22 protein-coding genes are annotated in these 21,368 nt (G+C 59.3%); 11 read left to right on the top strand and 11 right to left on the bottom strand.

From position 1 onward, the window contains the following. Positions 1-125 precede the first annotated feature (125 nt). The gene (locus J122_RS01410) at positions 126-548 is read right to left on the bottom strand and encodes an OsmC family protein (protein WP_061330945.1); all 423 of its coding nucleotides are present in this window, start codon (positions 546-548) and stop codon (positions 126-128) included. Between the two features lie 280 nt (positions 549-828). Between J122_RS01410 and crp the strand changes: the two genes are divergently transcribed. Beyond that, the gene (gene crp, locus J122_RS01405) at positions 829-1,470 is read left to right on the top strand and encodes a cAMP-activated global transcriptional regulator CRP (RefSeq protein ID WP_007153756.1); all 642 of its coding nucleotides are present in this window, start codon (positions 829-831) and stop codon (positions 1,468-1,470) included. Positions 1,471-1,544: 74 nt separating this feature from the next. Here crp and J122_RS01400 read toward each other — a convergent pair whose 3' ends face one another. From J122_RS01400 to J122_RS01385, 4 genes are all read right to left on the bottom strand, one after another. Further along, a complete protein-coding gene (locus J122_RS01400) occupies positions 1,545-2,435 on the bottom strand; it encodes an alpha/beta fold hydrolase (protein ID WP_061330811.1) in 891 nt (296 codons plus the stop codon). Between the two features lie 90 nt (positions 2,436-2,525). After that, the gene (locus tag J122_RS01395) at positions 2,526-3,461 is read right to left on the bottom strand and encodes an alpha/beta fold hydrolase (RefSeq protein WP_061330810.1); all 936 of its coding nucleotides are present in this window, start codon (positions 3,459-3,461) and stop codon (positions 2,526-2,528) included. Continuing rightward, positions 3,427-4,401, bottom strand: coding sequence for a sterol desaturase family protein (locus J122_RS01390; protein WP_061330809.1), 975 nt, complete (start codon positions 4,399-4,401; stop codon positions 3,427-3,429). The genes J122_RS01395 and J122_RS01390 overlap by 35 nt, the downstream gene beginning before the upstream one ends. A gap of 109 nt (positions 4,402-4,510) precedes the next feature. Continuing rightward, complete coding sequence (locus J122_RS01385) at positions 4,511-5,248, bottom strand: glutathione S-transferase family protein (RefSeq protein ID WP_061330808.1); 738 nt, start codon at positions 5,246-5,248, stop codon at positions 4,511-4,513. Positions 5,249-5,357: 109 nt separating this feature from the next. On the opposite strand from J122_RS01385, the gene J122_RS01380 reads away from it, so the two are divergent. Both J122_RS01380 and J122_RS01375 read left to right on the top strand, forming a co-directional pair. Then, on the top strand, positions 5,358-5,798 hold the full coding sequence (locus J122_RS01380; RefSeq protein ID WP_061330807.1) for an META domain-containing protein: 441 nt from the start codon (positions 5,358-5,360) through the stop codon (positions 5,796-5,798). A 137-nt stretch (positions 5,799-5,935) separates the two neighbouring features. Further along, complete coding sequence (locus tag J122_RS01375) at positions 5,936-6,913, top strand: META domain-containing protein (RefSeq protein ID WP_061330806.1); 978 nt, start codon at positions 5,936-5,938, stop codon at positions 6,911-6,913. On the opposite strand, the gene J122_RS01370 is transcribed toward J122_RS01375, so the two are convergent. Then, a complete protein-coding gene (locus tag J122_RS01370) occupies positions 6,886-7,740 on the bottom strand; it encodes a substrate-binding periplasmic protein (protein ID WP_061330805.1) in 855 nt (284 codons plus the stop codon). The genes J122_RS01375 and J122_RS01370 overlap by 28 nt on opposite strands. Before the next feature lie 153 nt (positions 7,741-7,893). On the opposite strand from J122_RS01370, the gene J122_RS01365 reads away from it, so the two are divergent. From J122_RS01365 to J122_RS01355, 3 genes are all read left to right on the top strand, one after another. After that, positions 7,894-8,994, top strand: coding sequence for a M14 family zinc carboxypeptidase (locus tag J122_RS01365; RefSeq protein WP_061330804.1), 1,101 nt, complete (start codon positions 7,894-7,896; stop codon positions 8,992-8,994). Between the two features lies 1 nt (position 8,995). After that, positions 8,996-9,733 (top strand): alpha/beta fold hydrolase, encoded by a 738-nt coding sequence (locus tag J122_RS01360; protein WP_061330803.1) that lies wholly within the window; start codon positions 8,996-8,998, stop codon positions 9,731-9,733. Positions 9,734-9,808: 75 nt separating this feature from the next. After that, a complete protein-coding gene (locus J122_RS01355) occupies positions 9,809-10,426 on the top strand; it encodes a glutathione S-transferase family protein (RefSeq protein ID WP_061330802.1) in 618 nt (205 codons plus the stop codon). Here the strand turns inward: J122_RS01355 and J122_RS01350 are convergent, their stop codons facing one another. Next, a complete protein-coding gene (locus tag J122_RS01350; RefSeq protein ID WP_061330801.1) occupies positions 10,427-11,539 on the bottom strand; it encodes a GGDEF domain-containing protein in 1,113 nt (370 codons plus the stop codon). 114 nt (positions 11,540-11,653) lie between these two features. Between J122_RS01350 and J122_RS01345 the strand changes: the two genes are divergently transcribed. Then, a complete protein-coding gene (locus J122_RS01345; protein ID WP_061330800.1) occupies positions 11,654-12,259 on the top strand; it encodes a DUF4202 domain-containing protein in 606 nt (201 codons plus the stop codon). Positions 12,260-12,278: 19 nt separating this feature from the next. Here J122_RS01345 and soxZ read toward each other — a convergent pair whose 3' ends face one another. The 4 genes from soxZ to J122_RS01325 are packed head-to-tail and all read right to left on the bottom strand — an operon-like array spanning position 12,279 to position 15,841. Continuing rightward, the gene (gene soxZ, locus J122_RS01340; RefSeq protein ID WP_156471708.1) at positions 12,279-13,055 is read right to left on the bottom strand and encodes a thiosulfate oxidation carrier complex protein SoxZ; all 777 of its coding nucleotides are present in this window, start codon (positions 13,053-13,055) and stop codon (positions 12,279-12,281) included. 37 nt (positions 13,056-13,092) lie between these two features. After that, complete coding sequence (locus tag J122_RS01335; RefSeq protein ID WP_061330798.1) at positions 13,093-14,157, bottom strand: YeeE/YedE family protein; 1,065 nt, start codon at positions 14,155-14,157, stop codon at positions 13,093-13,095. 9 nt (positions 14,158-14,166) lie between these two features. After that, positions 14,167-15,489 carry an FCSD flavin-binding domain-containing protein gene (locus J122_RS01330; protein ID WP_061330797.1) on the bottom strand — a complete coding sequence of 441 codons (1,323 nt, stop codon included), beginning with the start codon at positions 15,487-15,489 and terminating at the stop codon, positions 14,167-14,169. A gap of 28 nt (positions 15,490-15,517) precedes the next feature. Continuing rightward, positions 15,518-15,841: a c-type cytochrome gene (locus J122_RS01325; protein WP_058091478.1), complete on the bottom strand. Its 324-nt coding sequence runs from the start codon at positions 15,839-15,841 to the stop codon at positions 15,518-15,520. 224 nt (positions 15,842-16,065) lie between these two features. Between J122_RS01325 and J122_RS01320 the strand changes: the two genes are divergently transcribed. The 4 genes from J122_RS01320 to J122_RS01305 all read left to right on the top strand — a co-directional run bounded on the left by J122_RS01320 (position 16,066) and on the right by J122_RS01305 (position 21,332). Continuing rightward, a complete protein-coding gene (locus J122_RS01320) occupies positions 16,066-16,770 on the top strand; it encodes a response regulator transcription factor (RefSeq protein ID WP_061330796.1) in 705 nt (234 codons plus the stop codon). Continuing rightward, a complete protein-coding gene (locus J122_RS01315) occupies positions 16,767-18,113 on the top strand; it encodes a sensor histidine kinase (protein ID WP_061330795.1) in 1,347 nt (448 codons plus the stop codon). The genes J122_RS01320 and J122_RS01315 overlap by 4 nt, the downstream gene beginning before the upstream one ends. A gap of 115 nt (positions 18,114-18,228) precedes the next feature. Then, positions 18,229-20,175, top strand: a complete 1,947-nt coding sequence (locus J122_RS01310) for a TonB-dependent receptor domain-containing protein (RefSeq protein ID WP_227510038.1) — start codon at positions 18,229-18,231, stop codon at positions 20,173-20,175. A gap of 8 nt (positions 20,176-20,183) precedes the next feature. Then, positions 20,184-21,332: an ABC transporter substrate-binding protein gene (locus J122_RS01305; protein WP_061330793.1), complete on the top strand. Its 1,149-nt coding sequence runs from the start codon at positions 20,184-20,186 to the stop codon at positions 21,330-21,332. The last annotated feature ends 36 nt before the right edge of the window (positions 21,333-21,368 follow it).

Raw genomic sequence — 21,368 nt, 5'->3', positions numbered from 1 at the left:
CGCAGACCTGCGGAGAAAGTTGCGTATTATGCATACCGTGTGTGTCAATGAATAGTATCTACAATGACATTTTTGGTTACGGTGGCCCCACTGGCGGCATGGGGCGCGCTGGCTACGGAAATCGCTTACTCTGCGGTGCGGATTTCGTGGCTGTGGGTGATCTCGACACCGGCTTTTCCGAGCATGATGGACGCTGAGCAGTATTTTTCAGCAGACAGGCTGACCGCCCGCTCGACCTGCTTCTCTTTGAGGTTGTGGCCGGTAACCACAAAATGCAGGTGTATTTTGGTAAAGACAGCCGGTACGGCATCGGCCCGCTCTGCTTCAAGTTCGGTATGGCAGGCGGTGACGTCTTGCCGGCTCTTTTTCAGGATGCTCATCACGTCAAAGGCCGAGCAACCACCCACGCCCATCAGCAGCATTTCCATAGGGCGTGGCCCGAGGTTTTCGCCACCGTGATCGGGCGGGCCGTCCATCTGCACACTGTGGCCGCTGCCACTGGTAGCCCTGAAACTGGCGTTGCCGGTCCAGTCGACGGTTGCTTTCATCGGGTTCTCCCATGGGTGATGGTTCATGGCCGGATGTGATCAAGGTTGCTCCGGAGCCTGATGGAGGATGCTAGCACAGTCTGATAGTGGCGACAGCTACCGCTTGCGACCAAAGAGGCATTGATCCCAGATACATCTTGTATCCGCTTTCGAGTTGCCGAAAGATGACCTTCTTGTTATAAGTTGCGCTGCAAACAATAAAAATCGCGAAACCCGCAAGGAAATGCGGGGCAGAAAAACATCAGGAATCGCCAGACTCTGAGGAGGCATGTCCCGCACTATGGCTACCATCGTCAAGCCGGTTGAGCAGAAAACCAAACACCTGGATTATTTCCTTTCCCAATGCCACCGTCGGCGTTACCCCGCCAAAAGCACCATTATTTATGCCGGTGACAAAAGCGACTCCCTGTTTTACATCGTCAAAGGTTCCGTCACCGTCATCATTGAAGACGATGATGGCCGCGAGATGATTATGGCCTACCTGAACGCCGGAGACTTTTTCGGCGAAATGGGCCTGTTCGACAACATGGATTCCCGCAGTGCCTGGGTCAAGGCCAAGACCGAGTGTGAGGTGGCGGAGATCAGTTACACCAAGTTCCGTGAGATCGCCCAGCAGGACCCGAGGGTGCTCTATTTCATCGGCGAGCAGATGGCTTCTCGCCTGCGCCAGACTACCCGCAAGGTTGGCGACCTGGCGTTCCTGGATGTGACAGGCCGGGTGGCGCGCACCCTGCTGGACCTGTGCAAGGAGCCAGACGCCATGACCCATCCCGATGGCATGCAGATCAAGATCACTCGCCAGGAGATTGGCCGTATTGTTGGTTGTTCCAGGGAGATGGTGGGCCGCGTCCTGAAAACGCTGGAAGACCAGGGCCTGGTTCGGGTCAAGGGCAAAACCATGGTGGTGTACGGCACCCGCTGAACGATTCCCGCCTGGCAACTGCCTCAAAGGCCGCTGAATTTCAGCGGCCTTTTGCGTTGTGGCGGTCGCCCATATCAGCGATGGGCTTCGACAAATTCCCGTACCGACCGTGACACGGCCGCCGGTTCGGTGATGGGTGCCCAGTGCGTGGTATCCAGTTCCTGCAGGGTCAGCTTGCCGGTCCAGCGGGCCAGGTTCTCGGTGAGTTGGCGGCCCACATAGGCATCCCGGGTGGGGATGATCACCTGCACCGGGCAGCCTGCCAGCCTCGGCTCTGGTCGCAGCAGCTTACGAATAAAGTTGGCCCGGTAGAGTTTGACGCCATAGCGGCCGTCGGCTTTCTGGTATTCGCTGAACTGGGCATCGGCAATCTGTTCGTGTTTGCGAAGATACCCCGGCCACAAGCGGTCGAGGCCGGCCTTCCACAGGGTTTCTGGCAGCACCGGCAACTGGAACATGAACACATACCAGGAGCTGGCCAGCTGCTTCAGGACCTTGGTGGTGCCCCCGGAACCGGGTGCCATGATCTGGTCCCGCAACCAGTAGCCCACGTGATCCAGGCAAGGTCCCGAAATGGCGGTGTAGGATCGAATGCGCCCGTCCAGGGCTCCGGTGGTCACCGTTTCCCAGCTCTGGATAGAGCCCCAGTCGTGGGCCACCAGGTGGAAGCTGCGATCCGGGATCACCGCGTTAGCCACGGCCTTGAGGTCCTGCGCGAGCCACTTCATGCGATAGGCGCTGGTTCTGGCAGGCTTGTCGGAGCGGCCAGCGCCCCGAACGTCGTAGCGGACGACCAGATATTCCTTTTTCAGTTGCTCGGTCACCTTGTCCCAGACACTGTGGTTGTCCGGGTAGCCGTGTACCAATACCAATGGCGTGGCCTGGGGATTACCTTCGACTCTGGCGTACAGGAGCAGGTCACCGCTGGTCACCCAATGTTCTTGTTCGATACTCACGCTGATCATTACCTTGTGGTGGCATTGAAGTCTGATCAGGTTAGCGGTATCCGGTGGCAGGCTCTGCGGCCAAACAGGCCAGAAACCATGCCGGTGATGTCAGCCTGCCAGGGCCTGGTCACGGCGGAGGCCCTGGCTTCGGCCGGGCAAGCATTGCAGCAGATGCTGCCAGACCACCTCAGCATTAGTTTCGTTCAGCGTTTCGTGACGCCCGCCCTCAAACAGCCGGAGGGTGACTTGTTGCACGCCGGCCTCCCGAATGGCCTGAAAGTGGCAGCGTATGCCTTTGCCCATTTCGCCCACCGGGTCATCGGTGCCGGCGAACAGGTGAACGGGCAGGTCCGGGCGCCACCGGGCGGGATTGATCGACAGCATACCCTGGATAAAGTCTTGCCATAGCCCGGTGGTGCATTCGAATCCACACCAGGGGTCGGCCAGGTACAGATCCACCTGATGCGGGTCCCGACTGAGCCAGTCACAGGGCGTGCGGTTGGGTTTGAACATCCGGTTAAATTTGCCAAACGTCATCCGGGCAAGGGTCTTACTGGCGTGCCGCTGCCCACGCAACGCCCGTATCAGGCGCACCAGTAGCAGCGAGAACCGAAGTTCAGCTGTGTGGATTCGGTTGGTTGCGCTGAGGATCAGCGTATCCAGGTTCTGGCCGTATTGCTGGGCGTAGCTTTGGGCAATGAACGAACCCATGCTGTGCCCCAGCAGGGCGACCGGAATACCCGGCATCTGTTCCCGGGCGCAGTGGACCACCTGGTTCAGGTCGTCCACCACTTTCTGCCAGCCGTCCGAGTCTGCGTAGTGTCCTGGGTGACCACTGCCCGGGCCATGGCCGCGATGGTGATAGCTGATGACCGCCACGCCCTGGTCGGCTAGCCAGGAGGCCAGGGCCGCATAGCGGTCGCCATGTTCGGCCATGCCGTGACTGATGATCAGGCAGCAGTTGGGTGACGGCTCTGGTTCAAACAGGGTCGCGTTGATCTGATGGTTGTCAGGGGTTGTCAGTAGCAGGGTCTGTTTGCGCATGGTCCTGGCCGGGTTCCTTTGCGGCCGGGCGTTGCCACTCCGGCGGTTTCCACAGGTGTTTGAGTCGAGACAATAGTCCGCCTGGCTGCTGCATGTCGCGGAACAGGTCCACGTATTCGTGGGTCCAGAGCACAATCAGGTTATTTGAGGCCACCGGGCGGGTGATGCCGTACTCGGGCGGGTCCTTGGCATCTTCGTCCACGAAGGTGCCAAACAGTCGATCCCAGATGATCAGCGTGCCGCCATAGTTACGATCGATATAACCGGGATTGCGGCCGTGATGCACCCGGTGATGGCTTGGGGTATTAAATACAGCTTCGAACCAGCCGGGCAGCCTCTTTACCAGCGTGGTATGGATAAAAAACTGGTAGACCAGGGAAAGCGCATAGGCCACGCCAATCCAGACAGGATTGAAACCGACCAGTGCCAGCGGCAGATAGAACATCCACATGCCGTTGAAAATATTGGTGGCGTTCTGGCGCATCGCGGTTGAGAAGTTCATCCGCTCTGACGAGTGGTGCACTACGTGGGCGGCCCAGAACCAGCGCATCCGGTGACTGGCCCGGTGCATCCAGTAAAAACAGAAGTCGACACCCAGGAAGGTCAGAAAGGCAGTGAGCCCGTTGAGCTCGAGGTCGAACAGTCGGAAGTGATAACACAGGGCATAAACCGGAAAAGCGATGATGCCTGCGAACAGCAGCTCTGTGGTCTGGTAGCCAGCGCCCAGGGCGAAATTCCGGACCGCCTCGCGGGTATCCATCAGCGCCGGGTCGTGGCGGATTTTCAGGTATTCCCACAGGGTAACGCCGATAAAAATCGGTGTGGCTACCACAAAAATAAGCTGGCGCTCATCCAGTGCCAGCCAAGGGGCTACGGTTTGCCAGAGTGCCAGCAGGCCGCTGTTTTCCAGCACCGCCTTCATCATGTCTATCAGTGCCATTAAGGAACCCGGTGTTGTTCTTGTTCAGGGTCTATCTTGGCACAATTACCGCCAAACACGTTGTCCTATTACGTCAGCGCAAGTGGCGGTTTCCGACACACGAACACCGTCAGCGATGCTTCTGGTAGAGGGCTTCGATCGGCTCGAGTTTGGGGCGCCACTCTTCCAGCCAGCTTTGTACCGGTTTGGGAATACGGGCGGGCTTTGGCCAGGGCACCGGATACTGGGGCGGTTGGAATAGCGGCGCCAGCAGGGCTGCAGCGGCCAGATCTGCCCGGCTGAACCGGTCGCCCACCAGGTAGGGCCGCTGGCGGTAGATGTCGGTCAGTTCCGTGACCAGCTGCTCCAGGGTCTGTTGCGCCGCATCTGCCGTTTTCTGGTTGATCTTCATCCACTTGCGCATGATCTCATCCACCCGGCTGAAGGCCAGGCTGAGCAGAATCCGGTTATAGAACGGGGTGCCGGCGGCGAGCAAAGGAACCACCACTTTGGGCCGTTGCAGAAAGTAATGATAGACCCAGGTGCGAATGGCAGGCCCAGCCTGTTCATCCAGCTTTTTTTCCCATTCCAGGGCTTGTTCACGAAGTATGGGGTCTTCCGGTGTCAGAGGGTTGTCGGGGAACATCTGGTCCAGATAATCCACGATCTGCGCTGAACCCTGAACGATCTGGCCGTCATGGTCCAGCACCGGCACCGAGGAATCCGCCCCGGTCATTTGGGTGATGGTTCGCGCGTGTTGGCCCGGGAGCAGATTGATCGGCTTGTAGTTGACACCTTTGTAGTCCAGTGCCCAGCGGGCTTTCTCCGAATAGTGGGAAATACAGAACTGATAGAGCTTGACGGTCATGGGTGTGCTCCCGGTGTTTTGATGACGCAAGATTAACTCTTCTGTCAGCGATTTCCCACCAGGCGAGGCGTAGACTGTGAGGGTTGTTCCATAAGTTTCAAGGGGTTATATGAGTCTTGCAAAGAATGTCCTCGCTATGTTGTTGGTCACCGGGTCGTTATGGGGATGTTCCCTGTCCCAGGAGCGGGCGACGGGAAAAACCATGAACCTGGCAGGGAGTCAGTGGCAGGTCGAAGAAATTGACGGCGACCCGGTGGCAGAAGAAAGCGATGTCACCATCGCCTTTACTGACGAAGGGCGGGTTTCCGGAAGTGCCTCCTGCAACCGCTACCAGGGTGGCTGGGATGCCAATGGCACCCAGCTTGAACTCTCTCGCATGGCGGCCACCCGCATGGCGTGCCCTGAACCTCTGATGCAGCAGGAAAACCGGTTTTTGAAGCTGCTGGGGGATGTACGGCATTATCAGTTCGAGCCTGACGGCCGATTGGTGCTTGAAACGGCCGATGGAACAAAAATGACTGCGGTACCACAGCCCAGCGGTCAGGAGTAATCCGCTCCGCTGGTTGTCTGAGACACGTCGAAGGTTGTTTTCCGGGATGCAAGGTTCCCGTGTCCGCAATGATGGTTAATCGGGCCGGGAATCTCTAAACTAGCGACCTGTAGTGTGGAACAACAGAGGATGTGTTCATGTTTTTGCGACGAGTATTGCCGTTGTCCGTCGTGGCGCTGACGGGCCTCACCCTGGCAGCCTGTGCCTCCCATCCACAAACCGAGGGCTTGTCCGATTTTGGCCAATATCGCTGCGGTCAGCTGGATGTTCGGATGACCAGCTCTGAAGGCAGTGATCTGGTGGGGCTGGAATACCTGAACAAGCGGGTACTTCTGAAGCCGGCAGTGGCTGCCTCCGGTGCGCTCTACAAGGCGCCGGGCGACCCGGATACCAGTTTCTGGGGCAAGGGAGAGCGGGGCACACTGACATTGCGCGGACAGGTCTATCCCGAGTGCCTGGAGCCGGGGGCGATCGAAAGTTCGTTTCGTGCCATCGGTACCGAGCCATTCTGGTCAGTGCAGATTGAGCAGAACCAGATGAGCCTGAGCCGTCCATACGATCAGCAGCTCAGCGAGCAGATCGTGCTGAATGAAACATTGGCCAACCGGCACGGGCGAACCTACGAGGCACGGTTCGACGGTCAGGCACTGGAATTCCGTATAGCCCACCAGCTGTGCGAGGACGACATGGCCGGGGCCCAGTATCCGGCGCAGGTTCGGTTGACTCTGGACGGTGAAACCTTCATGGGCTGCGGTGGTGACCGGGAACGTTTGTTCCGCGGTGCGGAATGGGTTGTTGAAGATCTTGCAGGCAGTGGGATCATCGACCGGTCCCGGATCACGATCGAGTTTCTTGACGAGGGGCGGGTTGCGGGCCGGGCCTCCTGTAACCGCTATTCCGGCGGTTTCCGGCTGACCGGAGAAGGCCTGAGCTTTACGCCGCCGGCCACCACACTGATGGCCTGCGCGCCGGCATTGATGAACCAGGAACAGCGGTTTCTTGACCTGATGTCAGAGGTGGTCGATGGCCGAATTGGCCGCCATGGCGAGCTGCTGTTGCGGACCGCGTCCGGTGACACTATTACCGCCTATAAGTCCGGGTCAGAGAGCCTGTAAGCCGACAGGATGGCGGCGAGCCTGCCATTGGCCGTCAGCCGGGCGAGGCCGCTGTCCAACAGGTTTGCCAGTTCGGCTGCGTCAGGGTTTTCCGGCGGGAAGGCAATAAACAGGGGGGCCTCGTAGGCCAGCCCCGCGTTTCTGGGGGCGGCAATGGACGTGTTTTGAGCCAGAAACCAGGACATCACGGCGCTGTCTTCAACAAACACGTCGGTGCGTTCGCGTTCCAGAAGCTGGAGGGCTCGGGCCAGTGGTGCCGGGCCAGACAGAATCCAGATCCGCTCGGAATCATCCGTGTATTCGCTGATATAGTGATCAAGTTCCGGAGAGTAGGCGTACCCGTTAATCACCAATAATGTCTTGCCCTGCAGGGAGTCAATGCCGTCATACTCCCATTGACTTTGTGGGTGGGTATATAGCGTAATTCGGGCTTCGCCAAGGCTGGTCTCGGGGAAGATGAAGTCCGGTGCATCGCCTTTCAGCGCGCCAACCACTCCGTCAATCAATTGCTCCCGTGCCAGCTGCAGCGAGCGTGCCCAGCCGAAATTCTGGTAATCGAATTCGTAGCCCGCCTCCGCGAAGATCTCCCTGGCAATATCCACCATGTAGCCCTCCTGCAGCGCGCCTGCCAGGCAGTTGTGGGGGCACCATGGGTCCGCGGCGAGAATCACTCGCCGAACGGGTATGTCGGTGGCTGCTGGGGATTCAGGCGGTGCATTGGACAGTTCTGGCTGGCTGGGTGGCTCAGTGGCGGGCAAACCCGGTGGGGGTTGGTCGGAACAGGCCGACAGCAGGAAAAACGCACAGAGCAGCAGGGTTCTGAACATGGAAGGTTAAACCGCCATCAGTATCGGGGCAGATGCTCTGATCATATCGCTTCCTGAATAGTTTGTATCGCATATTTTTGGCGCTGACGCACTGTCAATCTACTGCAGCATTTCGGGGGTAAACTCGGGCGTTCAGCGACCAGAGATTGCACCATGACCGAACTACGGGCACTGACTCCCCACAGCGTCATTCCGGCTGAGCAGGCCAGCCGGAATCGCCAGCAAAAGCGATTGCTCAGAACCTTTCTGCCGGAACTTGTGCAGCTGGAGCGGCAGTTGGCGGAAGCGCCGGAGTTAGTCAACACGGCGGTGGCTGGCCGAGTGGCGGTCGGCCCCATCGAATTGCCGATCTATCGGGTGGATTTAGGTACTCCGGCCACCAACGCGCCGGTGGTGCTGATCGTGGGTGGGGTGCATGGGCTGGAACGTATTGGCAGTCAGGTGGTGATGGCCTGGCTGGATTCCCTGTTGGCTCGCCTGGGTTGGGACCAGCATCTCAACGCCCTGCTTGAGAAAGTCCACATTACCCTGTTACCGATCATGAACCCCGGTGGCATGTATCTGAACCAGCGCAGCAATCCCAGCGGAGTGGATCTGATGCGCAACGCGCCCATTACCGCGCAGGATGGCAGTGCCTTTTTACTGGGCGGCCAGCAATGGTCGTCTCGACTACCCTGGTATCGGGGCCGGCCAGAGCAGGGGATGGAAGTGGAAAATCAGGCGCTGGAAGCAGTGATTCAGGACCTGTTGCCAAACCGACCGTTCAGTCTGGCACTGGATTGCCATTCCGGTTTTGGCTGGCAGGACCAGATCTGGTTTCCTTATGCCTATCGCCGCCGCCCGATGCGACGTATTGATTCGGTTATGGCGCTTAAACTGATTTGGGAGCAGGCCTACCCCAATCACAACTACCGGTTTGAGCCCCAGTCTGCCCACTACCTGACCCATGGCGATCTGTGGGACTATTTCTACAAACAGGTAAACCGGGAAAACAGTGGTGTGTTTCTACCCCTGACCCTGGAAATGGGGTCTTGGCGCTGGATACGCAAACGCCCACGGCAACTGTTCCGGCTGGATGGATTTTTCAACCCGCTGGTGCCACACCGGCATCAGCGCGTACTGCGCAGCCATCTGACCTGGATGGACTTTCTGATCAGTGCGGCGGCCAGTCACCTGAACTGGTTGCCCACCGGTGAGCAGCAGTCCATGCTGAGAGAAGCGGCCATCATGCACTGGTACAGGGATACCCGATGATATGCACTGGATACTGCTCAGGGGTTTGACGCGTGAACACGGTCACTGGGGCCCCTTTGCCGAGCAATTGCGAGCGGCGATGCCGGACGACCATGTGCATCTGGTGGATCTGCCTGGTACCGGTATTCACTATCGGGATGACAGCCCCGGCACTATTGCCGGTATCCGGCAGAAGGTGCTGGAGCAGGTTGGTCACATCCCGCGCCCGTTCTCCATCGTGGCGTTGTCCATGGGCGGCATGGTGGCGCTGGATTGGGCGCAGCATGCTGAGCCCGGTGAACTGCAGCATCTGGTTCTGATCAATACCAGTTCAGGGTTCAGCCCACCCTGGCGCCGGATGCGGCCAGGCACCTGGCCCCGGGTACTTCGATTGCTGGCGAGGCGGGAGCTGTTCCACCGGGAGCGGGATATCCTTGAGCTGACCTCCAACCGCGAGGTGCCGTTGTCTCTCTGTAAAGCCTGGTACAGCATTCAGCGTCAGCGCCCGGTGTCGTTCTACAACGCGATACGGCAGTTGGCGGCAGCGGCCCGCTATAAGCCTCAAACCAGGGCACCGATGGCCGATGCCTTGCTGTTGGCCAGCAAAGGGGACCGGATTGTGCACTGGCAGTGCAGTGCGGAGCTGGAAAAGCGCTGGTGTTGGACCCTGAAAGTGCATCCGGATGCGGGTCACGACCTGCCCCTGGACGAGCCCGCCTGGGTTATCAGGCAGATTCGGGAATGGTTGCCGGGCCAGTAGCAGTTGCTTGACGCAACCGTTTTTTCCGTTCACTCTCAAAGCCTTGACGTCACCCTGAACGGAGCCAATAACAATATGAAAATCTTTGAGACCAAGTCTGCCCCCAATCCCCGTCGCGTGCGCATATTCATGGCGGAGAAGGGCCTTCTGGATAAGGCCGAGTTTGTACAGGTGGATATCGAAAAGGGCGAGAACCTGACACCGGAATACGTAGCCCGCAACCCGATGAAGAAAGTGCCGGTCATGGAATTGGATGATGGCACCTGTATTGCGGAAACCATGGCCATTTGCCGTTACTTTGAAGAAGCCTATCCGGACACGCCAAAACTGCTGGGGCAAACCCCGGTCGAAAAAGCGCTGGTGGAGCAATGGCTGCGCTGGCTGGAATTCTACTTCTTTATGCCCACTGGCATGTGCTTCCAGCACACCACCGGATACTTCAAGGACCGGATGAACCCGATCAAAGAGTGGGGTGAGGAATGCGGGAAGGGTGTTGAGAAATTCATGCACTTCCTGGACAAGCATCTGGACGGCAAAGAGTACATCTGCTGCGACCGCTTTACCGCCGCCGACATCAATGCCTTTACCACCATCGCTTTTGCCCGGGTGGTGAATATCCGCATCAAGCCGGAACAGGCCAACCTGCAGGCCTGGTACGACCGGATCAAGGCCCGGGAATCGGCCCAGGCTTGATCAATTGCCGTAGCCTGCCAGTTCGACCCGGTTGCGGCCATTCTGCTTGGCCTGATACAAAGCGCCATCGGCCCGATTGACCAGGTGATCGATGGCCTCGCCCTGGCCGAATACCGCCACGCCCAGGCTGACGGTCTGGGTGTGGTGCACACCGTGCATGTTGATAGGGGTTTCCTGTATCTGTTCTCGGCATTTTTCTGCGACCACCCGGGCGCCTTCCGCGTCGGTCCCTGGCAACAGAATCAGAAACTCCTCACCGCCCCAGCGGCAAAGCGCATCCTGCTTTCTGAGGCAGTCGCGCATTCGGGCTGCCACCTCTTTGAGTACGTCATCCCCCGCCTCGTGGCCCCAGGTGTCATTCACCTTTTTGAACTTGTCCAGGTCGGCCAGTATGACACTGAAAGGGGCTTCGGCCCTCATGGCGCGGGCGTGTTCCTGTTGCAACAATGGCATGAATGCACGACGGTTCAGAAGTCCGGTCAACGGGTCTGTGGTGGCCACCTCGTTCACGCTTTCACGGGCGATAAATCCGTCAACGGCGACCTTGCGAACAAAGGCCATGAGGATACAGGTGACGAACATCAACAAAGCCGGAGCAATCAGGACGGCAACCAGGGTCATGATCGGCAGGCCCGCAACGACGGCAGCGATCAGGAAGATCGCCAGGGGCGACGCCACAATCAGTAACCACTCCCGAAAACTGCGCAGCCCCATGATGGTGGCACCGAACAGGGCGATGGTCATGGAGTCGGAAATCTGGGTGACAATGATGGGTTCGTACAGGGCGAACAAAAACAGCAAGGACAGGGCCAACCCACTGAGACAAATACCCATCAAACGCAGAAAATACCGGGCAGGCCAGCGGGGAAAGCCGATCCATCGGGCACTAAAGGCAAGGCCAATCGCCACCATTAAGGGTATTCTGAGTATCATCTCAAGATTGCCCAGGTCGGCTTCGTGCTGGTGAAAGTGGGTGTGGCTGAAATGATACAGTAAGACCGTCACCAGCAAGAGCCAGGCGCCGGCATAGGCCAGTGCAGCTTCCATGCGTTCCTGATAGCTTTCGAAAGCGGCTTGCCACTTCATGGGAACTGCGGGCCGGGATACTGCCATAGGCCGATTCCTTACTTGGGTGGAATATCAATATATTGCAATAATCACCGAAAGAGCTGCCCGCATCTATAAGGTAAATGCGCTACCTCTTTTGGGTTAACAAGGAATATCTGAATGACGGATGAGACCAGATTGCAGCAAGCTCTTGAAATGATTGATCGGGCCAATCTGGCCGATCCGAACCAGGAGTTGGTGGAAGGGGAGGCGCTACCCAGGGAATATGCCTACAGCCTGCACATGACGCGTTGGCTGTTCACGCTGGAACCGGCGCCTTCCGAGCGTATGCAGATTGCCTGCCGGGCCCAGCATATCGAGCGCTGGACCATACCCCGTAGTGATTACGGGGAGGGCCGGCAAAATTACTACCAGTGGCGCCAGGCCTGTGGCCGCATGCATGGCCGGCGGGCCGCGGAAATCATGGCCGAATGTGGCTACCCGCCGGAAGAATGCGAACGGGTGGAGCTGATTCTGACCAAGCGCAAGCTGCGGGAGGATGAAGACACCCAATTGCTGGAAGACGTGGCGTGCATGGTGTTTCTGGAACGCTATTTTGCGCAGTTCTTCGAGGAAAAGCCGGACTACGACAAAGAGAAGTGGCTGCGCATCGTGCGCCGCACCTGGGGCAAGATGACCCTCCGGGGCCACGAGGCGGCCCTGAATTTGGCCGGCAATCTGCCAGACCACCTTCAGGCATTGCTGCAGGAGGCCCTGGCCGAATGACGCCGGCTGCGGGTGCGGTTCAGAACCTGATAGCCTGGCTTGCTTCCATTTGTTCACCCTTCTGATCCTGCCAGACCAGCTTCAGTTCGCCTTCCTCTTCCGGCGTCAGTTGGAATTGGAGGTAAGGGTTGGCGGAGGTGCCCGTGAAAAAGCGGGCGGTCAGTACCGGCTCGTCGTTCAGGGTGGCGGTCAGCGATTCAACCAGTAGTTGTTCAATGCTGTTGTCGGCCTGACCATCCGGCCGCAGTCCGGTTTCCATCGGATGATTGATCAGCGAGCGCACGGTAACCGGTTGCCCCGGGCGAGCACTGCCAGCCAGCGCCAGGCGCGGATTGGCCATGGCCATCGCAGACGCATCACCGCCCCCCACCAGACAGCCGCTGACGGTCACTCTTACATCCCGGGTTGTGAGAAAGGCGCGATCCTGGTTGGTGATGGCCAGGGCCACCACCTGCTGGGTTTCGCTGAGGCGAATCCGGGTGGCAATGTTGGCGGGTGAAGCCAGCGGGCCCAGGGTAATATCGGCTACCTCTGGGCGTGGATTGCCGGGGGCAAACAGGCGGATCTTTTCGATGTGTTCGCCATCTTCCAGGCTACCGGTAAACGACACGGACAACGCAACACTGCTGCCGTCTTCCGCCACCAAGGGAAGCTCAAGGCTCAGGCCTTCCAGTTCAGGTACCCGGTTGTCGAGTGCCTGGGTCACGGCTTCTACCCTTTGCCAACGCTGATCGGCGTTGGCGGTACCCATCACGAACATCAGGGCAAGAGCAGCGAGCAGGAAACGGGATATCATGACTACCTCGAATTGATCAGAACCATTGGCCGTGCGCTTAGCGGCTGGCAGCACTGCCGCCACTGAAACGAAGCGCCAGGCGTGAGCCTGCTACTATACCGGCAAGGGCCAGAAAACTGGAAATTGCCAGGGTGGAAAAGCCACTGAGCCCCTGGCCCAGTGTGCAGCCTATCGACATGATGCCGCCCACGCCCATCAGGAATCCGCCGACGATGGCACGGCCATTGTGGCCCGGGCTGGTGAAGCTCTGCCAGACGAATTCCCGGGTGAGCAGCGACACCAGAAGACTGCCCGCTACAATGCCCGCCACCACGGTAACCCCAAAGCGCAGAGAGGTGCCGGTGGAGAGCATCAGGTACTGCAGGCTGTCGCCAACCGGTGCGACAAAGGTGAGAGACGCCAGCCGAACCGGGTCAAAGTCGTCTGCGCCCAGCACCCCGGTAATCCACCAGCCTGCAGCCACCAGAAGCCCGATCAGCAGCCCGCCCAGCCAGTCCCGGGGCGAGGTCCGGAATGCTCGGGAAGACAGTGCCCAGGCAATCAATGCCAGAGACAGAACACCGGACAGAGCCAGGCGACCGGTTGTGGTGTCGAGCCCCATGGGCGTCGTAATCAGGGTTAGATCGGTGACAGGGAGGGTAGGGCGGTAAAGATCTTCCATCCATAACCTGAATTCAGCCAGCACGCCGGACATGGTCATGTAGGCAGCAATGCCAAGCACCAGCAATACCAATAGCGACCGCAGATTGCCGGTGCCCAGTAACACCAGCGAACGGGCGCCACAGGCATTGGCCAGGGCCATGCCATAGCCAAACAGCAAGCCGCCGACAATCAGCGCGACCACCGGCAGGCTGCCAGGGTGGTAGGGGGTGCGGGTGAGGTTGATGCCGGCCTGCCAGGCCAGCCACTGGCTGCTGATTAATGCCACCGCCATGGCCAGGGCAAAGGCCCTGAGCCGGCGGCTGTCGTTCTGCTGCCAACGATTAAACAGGCCCCGCAGCAGGCAGAACCGGCTCCACTGGGCGATCATGCCGTACACTACGCCAAGCAGGGCGCCGGCCCAAAGCACGGCGCTCAGGTGGTCTGAGAACAGGTTGCCCATCGTCCCGGCCTAGCGGCGCGTGCCCCAGGTGTCCTGGGTGATGGCGCTGTACCAGCCGGAGGCGTAATCGGCTTCCAGTTTGCGGAAGGTGGCATTGGCATCGCTGGGGCTTACGCCGCTGGAGGACTCGTGAATCAGGCCTTCCTGAATCCGGTACACCGCAGCCACGGAAATGCCGTATTCCGGGTTGATCAGGCTGTAACAGGTGTTGGCCCAGGACGGCTCCAGCGGCCGCTGACCTTCCAGGGCGGCAATGATGGCCGCGGCGGCCACCTTGCCCTGGGCGTTGGCAGCAAAGCCGGACTTTGGCATCGGGGCGGCAATGGTGGCGTCGCCCACCACGTAGATATCTTTTACCTGGGTGGATTCGAAGGTAACCGGGTCCACCGGCACCCAGCCGGACTCATTGGTTACGCCCGCCCGGTCAGCAATAAAGCCGGCCTTCTGGGGTGGCACCACGTTCAGCACTGAGGCCTTGTGAATGGTGCCGAATTCGGTTTCCACTTCCCGCTTGCCGGCATCAACACGAACCACCTTGCCGTCGCCAGACAGCCCGACCCACTCAATGCGGTCGCCGTGCACGTCTTTCCAACCCTGCATGAACAGGCCCTGCTTGGAGAAGTTGTCCTTGGCATCCAGGATCAGCACCTTTGAGCGGGGTTTGTGCTGGCTCAGGTAATGGGCTACCAGGCTGGCGCGCTCATAGGGCCCTGGCGGACACCGGAACGGGTTGGCGGGGGCGGTCAGTACGAACACTCCACCATCATCCATGGCTTCGATCTGGCGACGCAGCAATCGGGTCTGGTCGCCAGCCTTCCAGGCATGGGGCGCCTGTTCTGCAGCAGCCTGGTCATAGCCTTCGATGGCGTTCCAGCGGATATCAATGCCCGGTGATAACAGCAGTTTCTCATAACGGATACTGCTGCCATCGCCGAGGCTGACCGTGCGGGAAACCGGGTCAACATCCTGGGCGGTGGTGTGTACTACCCGGACACCCAGCTCACGCAGCTCGTTGTAGTTGTGGCTGATGCTGTCCATGGTACGCATGCCCGCCAGTACCAGATTCGAGAACGGGCAGGTGTAGAACACCTTGTTGGGTTCAACCAGGGTAACGTCCAGATCCGGTGCGTTTCGCTTCAGGTACTTGGCGGCGGTGGCGCCACCAAAGCCGCCACCCACTACCACGACCCGTGCCGACAGATCTTTGCTGGCGGGCCCGCCAAGGCTGCTGCAGGCGCCCAGCAGAGGCAAGGCAGAGGCCGCGCCCATCAACTTGAGCAGATCACGACGGGACGAGTTCAGGCCCTGATTCTTGATGTTTGATTTGGTCATGGTCTCGATTCTTCTGTCGTGGTGATAATCAGCGCTGCTGGGCGGAGCCGATGCGCGAGAAATACTGGGCCAGGGCTTTCAGCTCGTCATCGGAATAGCCTTTGGCAATCCGCGGCATGACGGTGGCCCGGGTGGAGTCGCTGTGCTTGAACTCCATCAGCTGGTTTTCAAGCGCCGTGGCGGGCCGGTTGGCGATCGCCGGGATAACGCCGGCCAGCTTGCCATCGGTACCGTGGCAGTTGGCGCAGGAAGCGGCGAGCAGCGCGGTTTGCGCGGCGTTTGCCTGGTCGTCAGCCAGCGCCGGCAAGGCCGGCAGCAGCAAGGCAAAGGTCAGAGCGAATCTTGTTTTCATGGAGTGGTCTGCCCGGATTAACTGGATGATAGAACAGCTAATTTACTGGGCCAGACCTCGGGTAGGCCAATAATATGGCGGTATATGATATTCGCTTTGGTTATTAGAATTCCTGGTTATTTCGGGTTCTCGGGAATAAGTCTCAACGTTGGTAGTCGTGTGATTGATAAATGATAATCAACTGCATATGATAAGGTGAATTGATAAGTTAAGGTTGCCCGGTAATGTCCTCTGGTACCCAGTCCCGCCCAAGAATCCTGATTGTTGAAGACGACCAGACCCTGAGCGATCAGCTATCAGGGCTGCTGACCAGCAAGGGGTATCAGGTTCAACAGTGCTTTGAGGGCGACCAGGCCCTGCTTGACGCGCTCAGCCTGCGGCTGGACCTGATCCTGCTGGATGTGTTGTTGCCCAGGATGAACGGGTTTGATGTCCTGGAGCGCCTGCGAAAGACCCGCCAGACGCCGGTCATGATGTTGACCGCCTGTGGCGCGGAGGAGGAGCGTATCCTGGGTTACCAGCAGGGTGCGGACGATTATCTGCCCAAGCCGTTCAGCTTTACCGAATTGCTGCTCAGGATCGAAGCACTGCTCCGGCGCACCCTCAAGGCAGGCGACCAGCGTGCCGACCCCACGGAACTGGTGGTTGGTAATCTGACGCTCAATCGCGCAAGTCTGTCGGTGGTTTGCAACGGCGAGGCAATTTGCCTGACGCCCATCCAGTTTCGACTGCTTTGGATGCTGGTTCTGCACCAGTCGGAGGCTCTCAGCAAACCCTATCTGTACCAGGTGGTTCTGGAAAAGGAGTTCAGCCGTTACGACCGGAGTCTGGATATGCATTTGAGCCGGGTGCGCCGCAAGCTGGTTGAGGCCGGCATGGCGGCGGACCGCCTGCAGACTGTCCATGGCCGGGGGTACTGTTTTCTGTGAGCCGCAAACTCTGGTGGCGCCTTTGCGGCACCCTGGCCCTGGGTACGCTAGTGCTGGTCTGGGTGATCTCCTTTCTGGGGGCCACCACCGAACAGCAGATGAGTTTTATCGCCAAGCACCATCAGGACACTCTGAAGCAATGGGGGCGAACGGCCGAGCGGCTATACCTATCCGGCGATGAACGGGCGCTGGCAGACTGGCTGGAGAACCTTCAGGTGCAGGAGGATACCTGGGCGGCGGTGGTGCGGTCGTCGGTGCAGCCCCTGGCTGGAAGTGAGTTGTCCGGGCAGTTTATGGAAGGCTTTCGTCTTGGCCGGAACGTAGAGTGGAAAATCCATCTCTACTTCGCGGACAACCCGATCATGGACATGACCTTTGCCGATGGCCATACCCATTTTCTGATTACCCTGCCGCAACGGATGCGCCCGGGCACCTACCTGCCGGAGATGAAGCTGTTCCTGAAAGTGGCCTTGCCGTTAGTGGTGCTGTTGGTGCTGTCACTGGTCATTTACCGGCATGTGATGAATCCCATCCGGCAATTGGAACTGGCTACCCGTCAGTTCAGTGAAGGTAATCTGGGAACCCGGGTGCGTGCCCTGCTGGGCAATCGTAACGATGAACTCACCGCCCTGGCAGATACCTTTGACCGTATGGCGGAGCGTATTGGCGATCTGATCCTGTCCCAGCGCCGTCTGATTGCTGACCTCTCTCACGAGTTGCGAACCCCGTTGACCCGGATCGATATGGCCGTCAGTTGCGTTGAGGAAGGCATTGATACTCATCATTTCCTGCCGCGTATCCGGCGGGAGTGTGATCTGATGCGGGCGTTGGTGGAAGATACCCTGACCCTGGCCTGGCTCGAGAACGAACAGCCGGACCTGGGCAACGAAGACCTGAACCTGACCGACCTTGTGGACTCCATCGTTGAGGATGCCCGCTACGAGAACCCCAGCCGCAGGATTGTGGCCGAATTGCCTGATCAGGCCATGCTGGCGGGGAGCAGTCACCGGGCCATAGCCCAGGCGGTTGAGAATGTCGTGCGCAATGCCTGTCACTACGCCCCGGCGGAGGGCTGTATCCGGATCGTGCTGGAGCCCCAGGACAACGGATACCGGCTGTCGGTCAGCGACCAGGGGCCGGGCGTGCCGGCCGAGCAGCTTGAGCTGATCTTCAAGCCATTCTTTCGGGCCTCCCGCACGGGTCAGTCCGGACCTGGCGGGCATGGACTGGGGCTATCCCTGGCTCGTCGTCAGGTTGAGGCCATTGGTGGCTGGATTCAGGCCCGGAATCGGCCCGGCCGGGGGCTTCAAATGGATCTGTGGTTTCCTGCGTCACGTTTGTAACAAATGTAAAAGTCGTTCACTTCCTCGATTTTCTAATCGAGAATGCGCCCCAAATAGGAATCATTTTCAGTATTGGAGCGCAGTACCCATGGCAAATCTAGGAACTGAATCTCGAGTGGCTGGTTTTCGTCGCAACGCCTTGTGGCTTGCCCTGGCCGCATCCCCCCTGGCCCATGCAGACCCGGTGTCCCTGGAGGCAATACAGGTGACCGCTGAGCGGGAAGCTGCCAGCGATATCGTCATTGACCGGCAGAACCTGGATCGTTACCAGGCGGATGATCTGAACGATGTGTTTGCCGGGCGCCCGGATGTCAATGTGGGTGGTTCGAACAGCATTGCCCAGAAAGTCTATGTGCGGGGCTTTGAAGATCCCCTGCTGAACGTATCAGTGGATGGCGCCACCCAGGCCGGGGCGCTGTTTCATCATTCCGGTCGTCTGTCGGTGGAGCCTGAACTGCTCAAGCAGGTTGAGGTCAACGCCGGGGCCGGTCGGGCCACGGATGGTGCGGGTGCCCTGGGTGGTTCAATCCGTTTCGTGACCCGGGATCCGGAAGACCTGTTGCGACCGGGAGAAAACGCTGGCGCCCTGGTCAAGCTGGGTTCTTTCTCCAACACCGACGGCTACAAGGCAAGCGGAACAGCCTTTGGCCGCCTGAGCGATAACTGGAGCACCCTGGTGTCTGTCAGCCAGAGTGATCACGAGCCCTTCAAGGATGGGAATGGTGAGCGTGTTGCCGGCAGTGATGCCCGCCAACAGCTTGGCTTTGCCAAACTGGTAGGCCAGTTGCCGGCCGATCAGACCCTGAAACTCAGTCACGAAGTCCGCACCGACAAGGGCGAACGGCCCCAGCGCCCACAGTGGATCGTTAGTGGTTTCAATCGCCTGTACGACCTTGATGGCCGCCGGGATACCACCACACTGAATTACGGATATGCACCCTCCGGCAATGCCCTGGTGGATTTGGAAGCAACCGTTTACCACACCGAATCCGACATCGAGCAGAACGTTGAGGACCGCTGGGGTCGCTACTTTGGGTTCAGCAAGAACACCGGCGGCGACCTACGCAATACCAGCCGTTTCGGCGAGCACAGCCTCACCTACGGCGTGGACTATCGGGAAGACAATGTCAATGCCGGCTACGAGGACGACAAGAAGGCCGAACAGCAGACCGGTGAAGTGCTGGGTATCTACCTCCAGGGTGATGTATGGCTCACCAGCCGTCTGCTGTTCAGTGCCGGTGCCCGCTATGATGACTACCGGCTCAAGGACAACAATGACCAGCGCTTCAGTGAGGATGAGGTCAGTCCGAACGCCAACCTGGCCTGGGAGGTGGTCGACGGGTTGACCCTGAAGGCCGGCTATGCCGAGGCATTTCGTGGGCCCACCACCCAGGACTCCTTCAAACTGGAAGGCTCGGAAAACGATCCCGACCTGAAGGGGGAAAAGGCCCGCAATACCGAAGTTGGTTTCGACTACCGCTATGACCGCTTCCGCCTGTCTGCGGAGGTGTACCGTTCCGAGATCAAGGATGCGATTGCCGACCCGCTGCTGCCTTTCCGGGAGTCCATCTACAAGAACATCGGTGACCTGGAGTCCGATGGCTACCTGATTTCAACCGGTTACCAGTGGCAGGCGCTGTCCGCCGGGCTCAGTTTCCACAGTAACGATGCCGAAGTGGATGGCCAGCCGTTGACCGTTTACGAGCATAACCTGCTTGGCAACACCATGGGCGACACCTGGATTGCTGATCTGGCCTACCGCTGGGACCGCAACCTGGAGTTTGGCTGGCAGGGCCGGTTCGTCAAGGGTATTGATGGCCTGGAAACCTCTGTGGGTACCATCGACAAGCCCGGCTACGGCGTACACGACGTGTTTGTTCACTGGCTGCCTACCGGCAGTGAAGATCTGAGACTGACCCTCACGGTCAAGAATGTGGGTGACAAGCAGTACCTGGATCATGCCAGTAACGCCGATTACCAGCATATCGAGGACTACGAAGGCATTGTTGGTATGCCCGAACCCGGTCGTGACATTCGCCTTGGCCTGGCCATGCGGTTCTGAGGTCGCTGATGGCATTGTCACAGTTTGTCGCCGCCCTGCTGGGCGGCGTTCTTCTGATCCAGGCTGGCGTGGTCCATGCGGCGATAACCGTCACGGACCTGGCCGACCGGCAGGTGACCATTCCCGAGACCGTGGACCGGGTGATACTGGGTGAGAGCCGCTATATACCGGCGCTGGCCATTCTGGACGGCGATGCAACGATTGATCGCCTGGCCGGCATATTGCCGGATTTCGAACAGACCGACCCCGGTGGTTATGCCCAGTATCTGGAACGCTTTCCCGCATTGGCGGAGGTGCCCAAGGTGGGGCATGCATCTGCCGACAGTTTCAGTCTGGAATCGGTGCTGGCCATCGGGGCCGACCTGGCCATCTTCAGCCTGGAGGGCCATGGTCCCGGAGCCCACAACAGGGCGTTGATTGAGCGCCTTGAGCGGGCTGGCGTGGCGGTCGTGTTTGTCGATTTCCGGCAGCAGCCCCTGGTCAATACACCCCGAAGTATGGCCCTGCTGGGAGATGTTCTTGGCCGAGAGCAGGAGGCGCAGAGGTTCAACCGTTTCTACCGGGAGGAGCTTGCACGGGTCAGTGAGGTGGTATCTGACATCCCTCCGGACAACCGGCCCAGGGTGTTTCTCCACAGCCGGTTAGGCCTGCATGACAGCTGCTGCGAAACCATGGTCCGGGGAATGATGGGGCGCTTCATTGACGCAGCGGGCGGGCGCAATGTGGCGGCAGACCGGGTGCCCGGGGTTTCCGGTGTGATGAATCTGGAGTACCTGCTCAGTGACCCTCCCGATCGCTACCTGGCCACGGCCATTGGTTCGCGCAAGTACCAGGTGTCCGATGCCGATCAGCCCTATGTGATGCTGGGGGCAGGTGTTGATGGGCCGATGGCCCGCGAGTCGTTCCGGCGAGCGACGGATCGGCCCGGGCTTCGGGCCCTGGAGCCAATCCGGGAGCTGCGGGCCATGGCGATCTGGCATCACTTCTATAACACACCGATGAACGTAGTTGCGGTTCAGGCGCTGGCTCGCTGGCTGCACCCGGAGGCGCTGTCTGAACTGGACCCGGAGCAAACCCTGGAAACCTTTTATCGGGAGTTTCAACCGGTGCCCCTGGATGGTCGTTACTGGATCACGCTTGGCGAGGAAACGCTATGACGTCGCCGAGTGCAGGCGCTGCCGCCAGCCGGGCAG

Source organism: Marinobacter excellens LAMA 842 (genome assembly GCF_001574445.1).
Lineage (GTDB): Bacteria > Pseudomonadota > Gammaproteobacteria > Pseudomonadales > Oleiphilaceae > Marinobacter > Marinobacter shengliensis.
This window is presented reverse-complemented; position numbering and strand designations above follow the sequence as displayed.

Coding starts and splice junctions, on each gene's coding strand:
- J122_RS01375 (WP_061330806.1), top strand. CDS start 5,936: ATGTTTTTGCGACGAGTATTGCCGTTGTCCGTCGTGGCGCTGACGGGC.
- soxZ (WP_156471708.1), bottom strand. CDS start 13,055: ATGATATCCCGTTTCCTGCTCGCTGCTCTTGCCCTGATGTTCGTGATG.
- J122_RS01365 (WP_061330804.1), top strand. CDS start 7,894: ATGACCGAACTACGGGCACTGACTCCCCACAGCGTCATTCCGGCTGAG.
- J122_RS01370 (WP_061330805.1), bottom strand. CDS start 7,740: ATGTTCAGAACCCTGCTGCTCTGTGCGTTTTTCCTGCTGTCGGCCTGT.
- J122_RS01335 (WP_061330798.1), bottom strand. CDS start 14,157: ATGGGCAACCTGTTCTCAGACCACCTGAGCGCCGTGCTTTGGGCCGGC.
- J122_RS01410 (WP_061330945.1), bottom strand. CDS start 548: ATGAAAGCAACCGTCGACTGGACCGGCAACGCCAGTTTCAGGGCTACC.
- J122_RS01360 (WP_061330803.1), top strand. CDS start 8,996: ATGCACTGGATACTGCTCAGGGGTTTGACGCGTGAACACGGTCACTGG.
- J122_RS01380 (WP_061330807.1), top strand. CDS start 5,358: ATGAGTCTTGCAAAGAATGTCCTCGCTATGTTGTTGGTCACCGGGTCG.
- J122_RS01330 (WP_061330797.1), bottom strand. CDS start 15,489: ATGACCAAATCAAACATCAAGAATCAGGGCCTGAACTCGTCCCGTCGT.
- J122_RS01350 (WP_061330801.1), bottom strand. CDS start 11,539: ATGGCAGTATCCCGGCCCGCAGTTCCCATGAAGTGGCAAGCCGCTTTC.
- J122_RS01390 (WP_061330809.1), bottom strand. CDS start 4,401: ATGGCACTGATAGACATGATGAAGGCGGTGCTGGAAAACAGCGGCCTG.
- J122_RS01320 (WP_061330796.1), top strand. CDS start 16,066: ATGTCCTCTGGTACCCAGTCCCGCCCAAGAATCCTGATTGTTGAAGAC.
- J122_RS01305 (WP_061330793.1), top strand. CDS start 20,184: ATGGCATTGTCACAGTTTGTCGCCGCCCTGCTGGGCGGCGTTCTTCTG.
- J122_RS01345 (WP_061330800.1), top strand. CDS start 11,654: ATGACGGATGAGACCAGATTGCAGCAAGCTCTTGAAATGATTGATCGG.
- J122_RS01355 (WP_061330802.1), top strand. CDS start 9,809: ATGAAAATCTTTGAGACCAAGTCTGCCCCCAATCCCCGTCGCGTGCGC.
- J122_RS01400 (WP_061330811.1), bottom strand. CDS start 2,435: ATGATCAGCGTGAGTATCGAACAAGAACATTGGGTGACCAGCGGTGAC.
- J122_RS01395 (WP_061330810.1), bottom strand. CDS start 3,461: ATGCGCAAACAGACCCTGCTACTGACAACCCCTGACAACCATCAGATC.
- crp (WP_007153756.1), top strand. CDS start 829: ATGGCTACCATCGTCAAGCCGGTTGAGCAGAAAACCAAACACCTGGAT.
- J122_RS01325 (WP_058091478.1), bottom strand. CDS start 15,841: ATGAAAACAAGATTCGCTCTGACCTTTGCCTTGCTGCTGCCGGCCTTG.
- J122_RS01385 (WP_061330808.1), bottom strand. CDS start 5,248: ATGACCGTCAAGCTCTATCAGTTCTGTATTTCCCACTATTCGGAGAAA.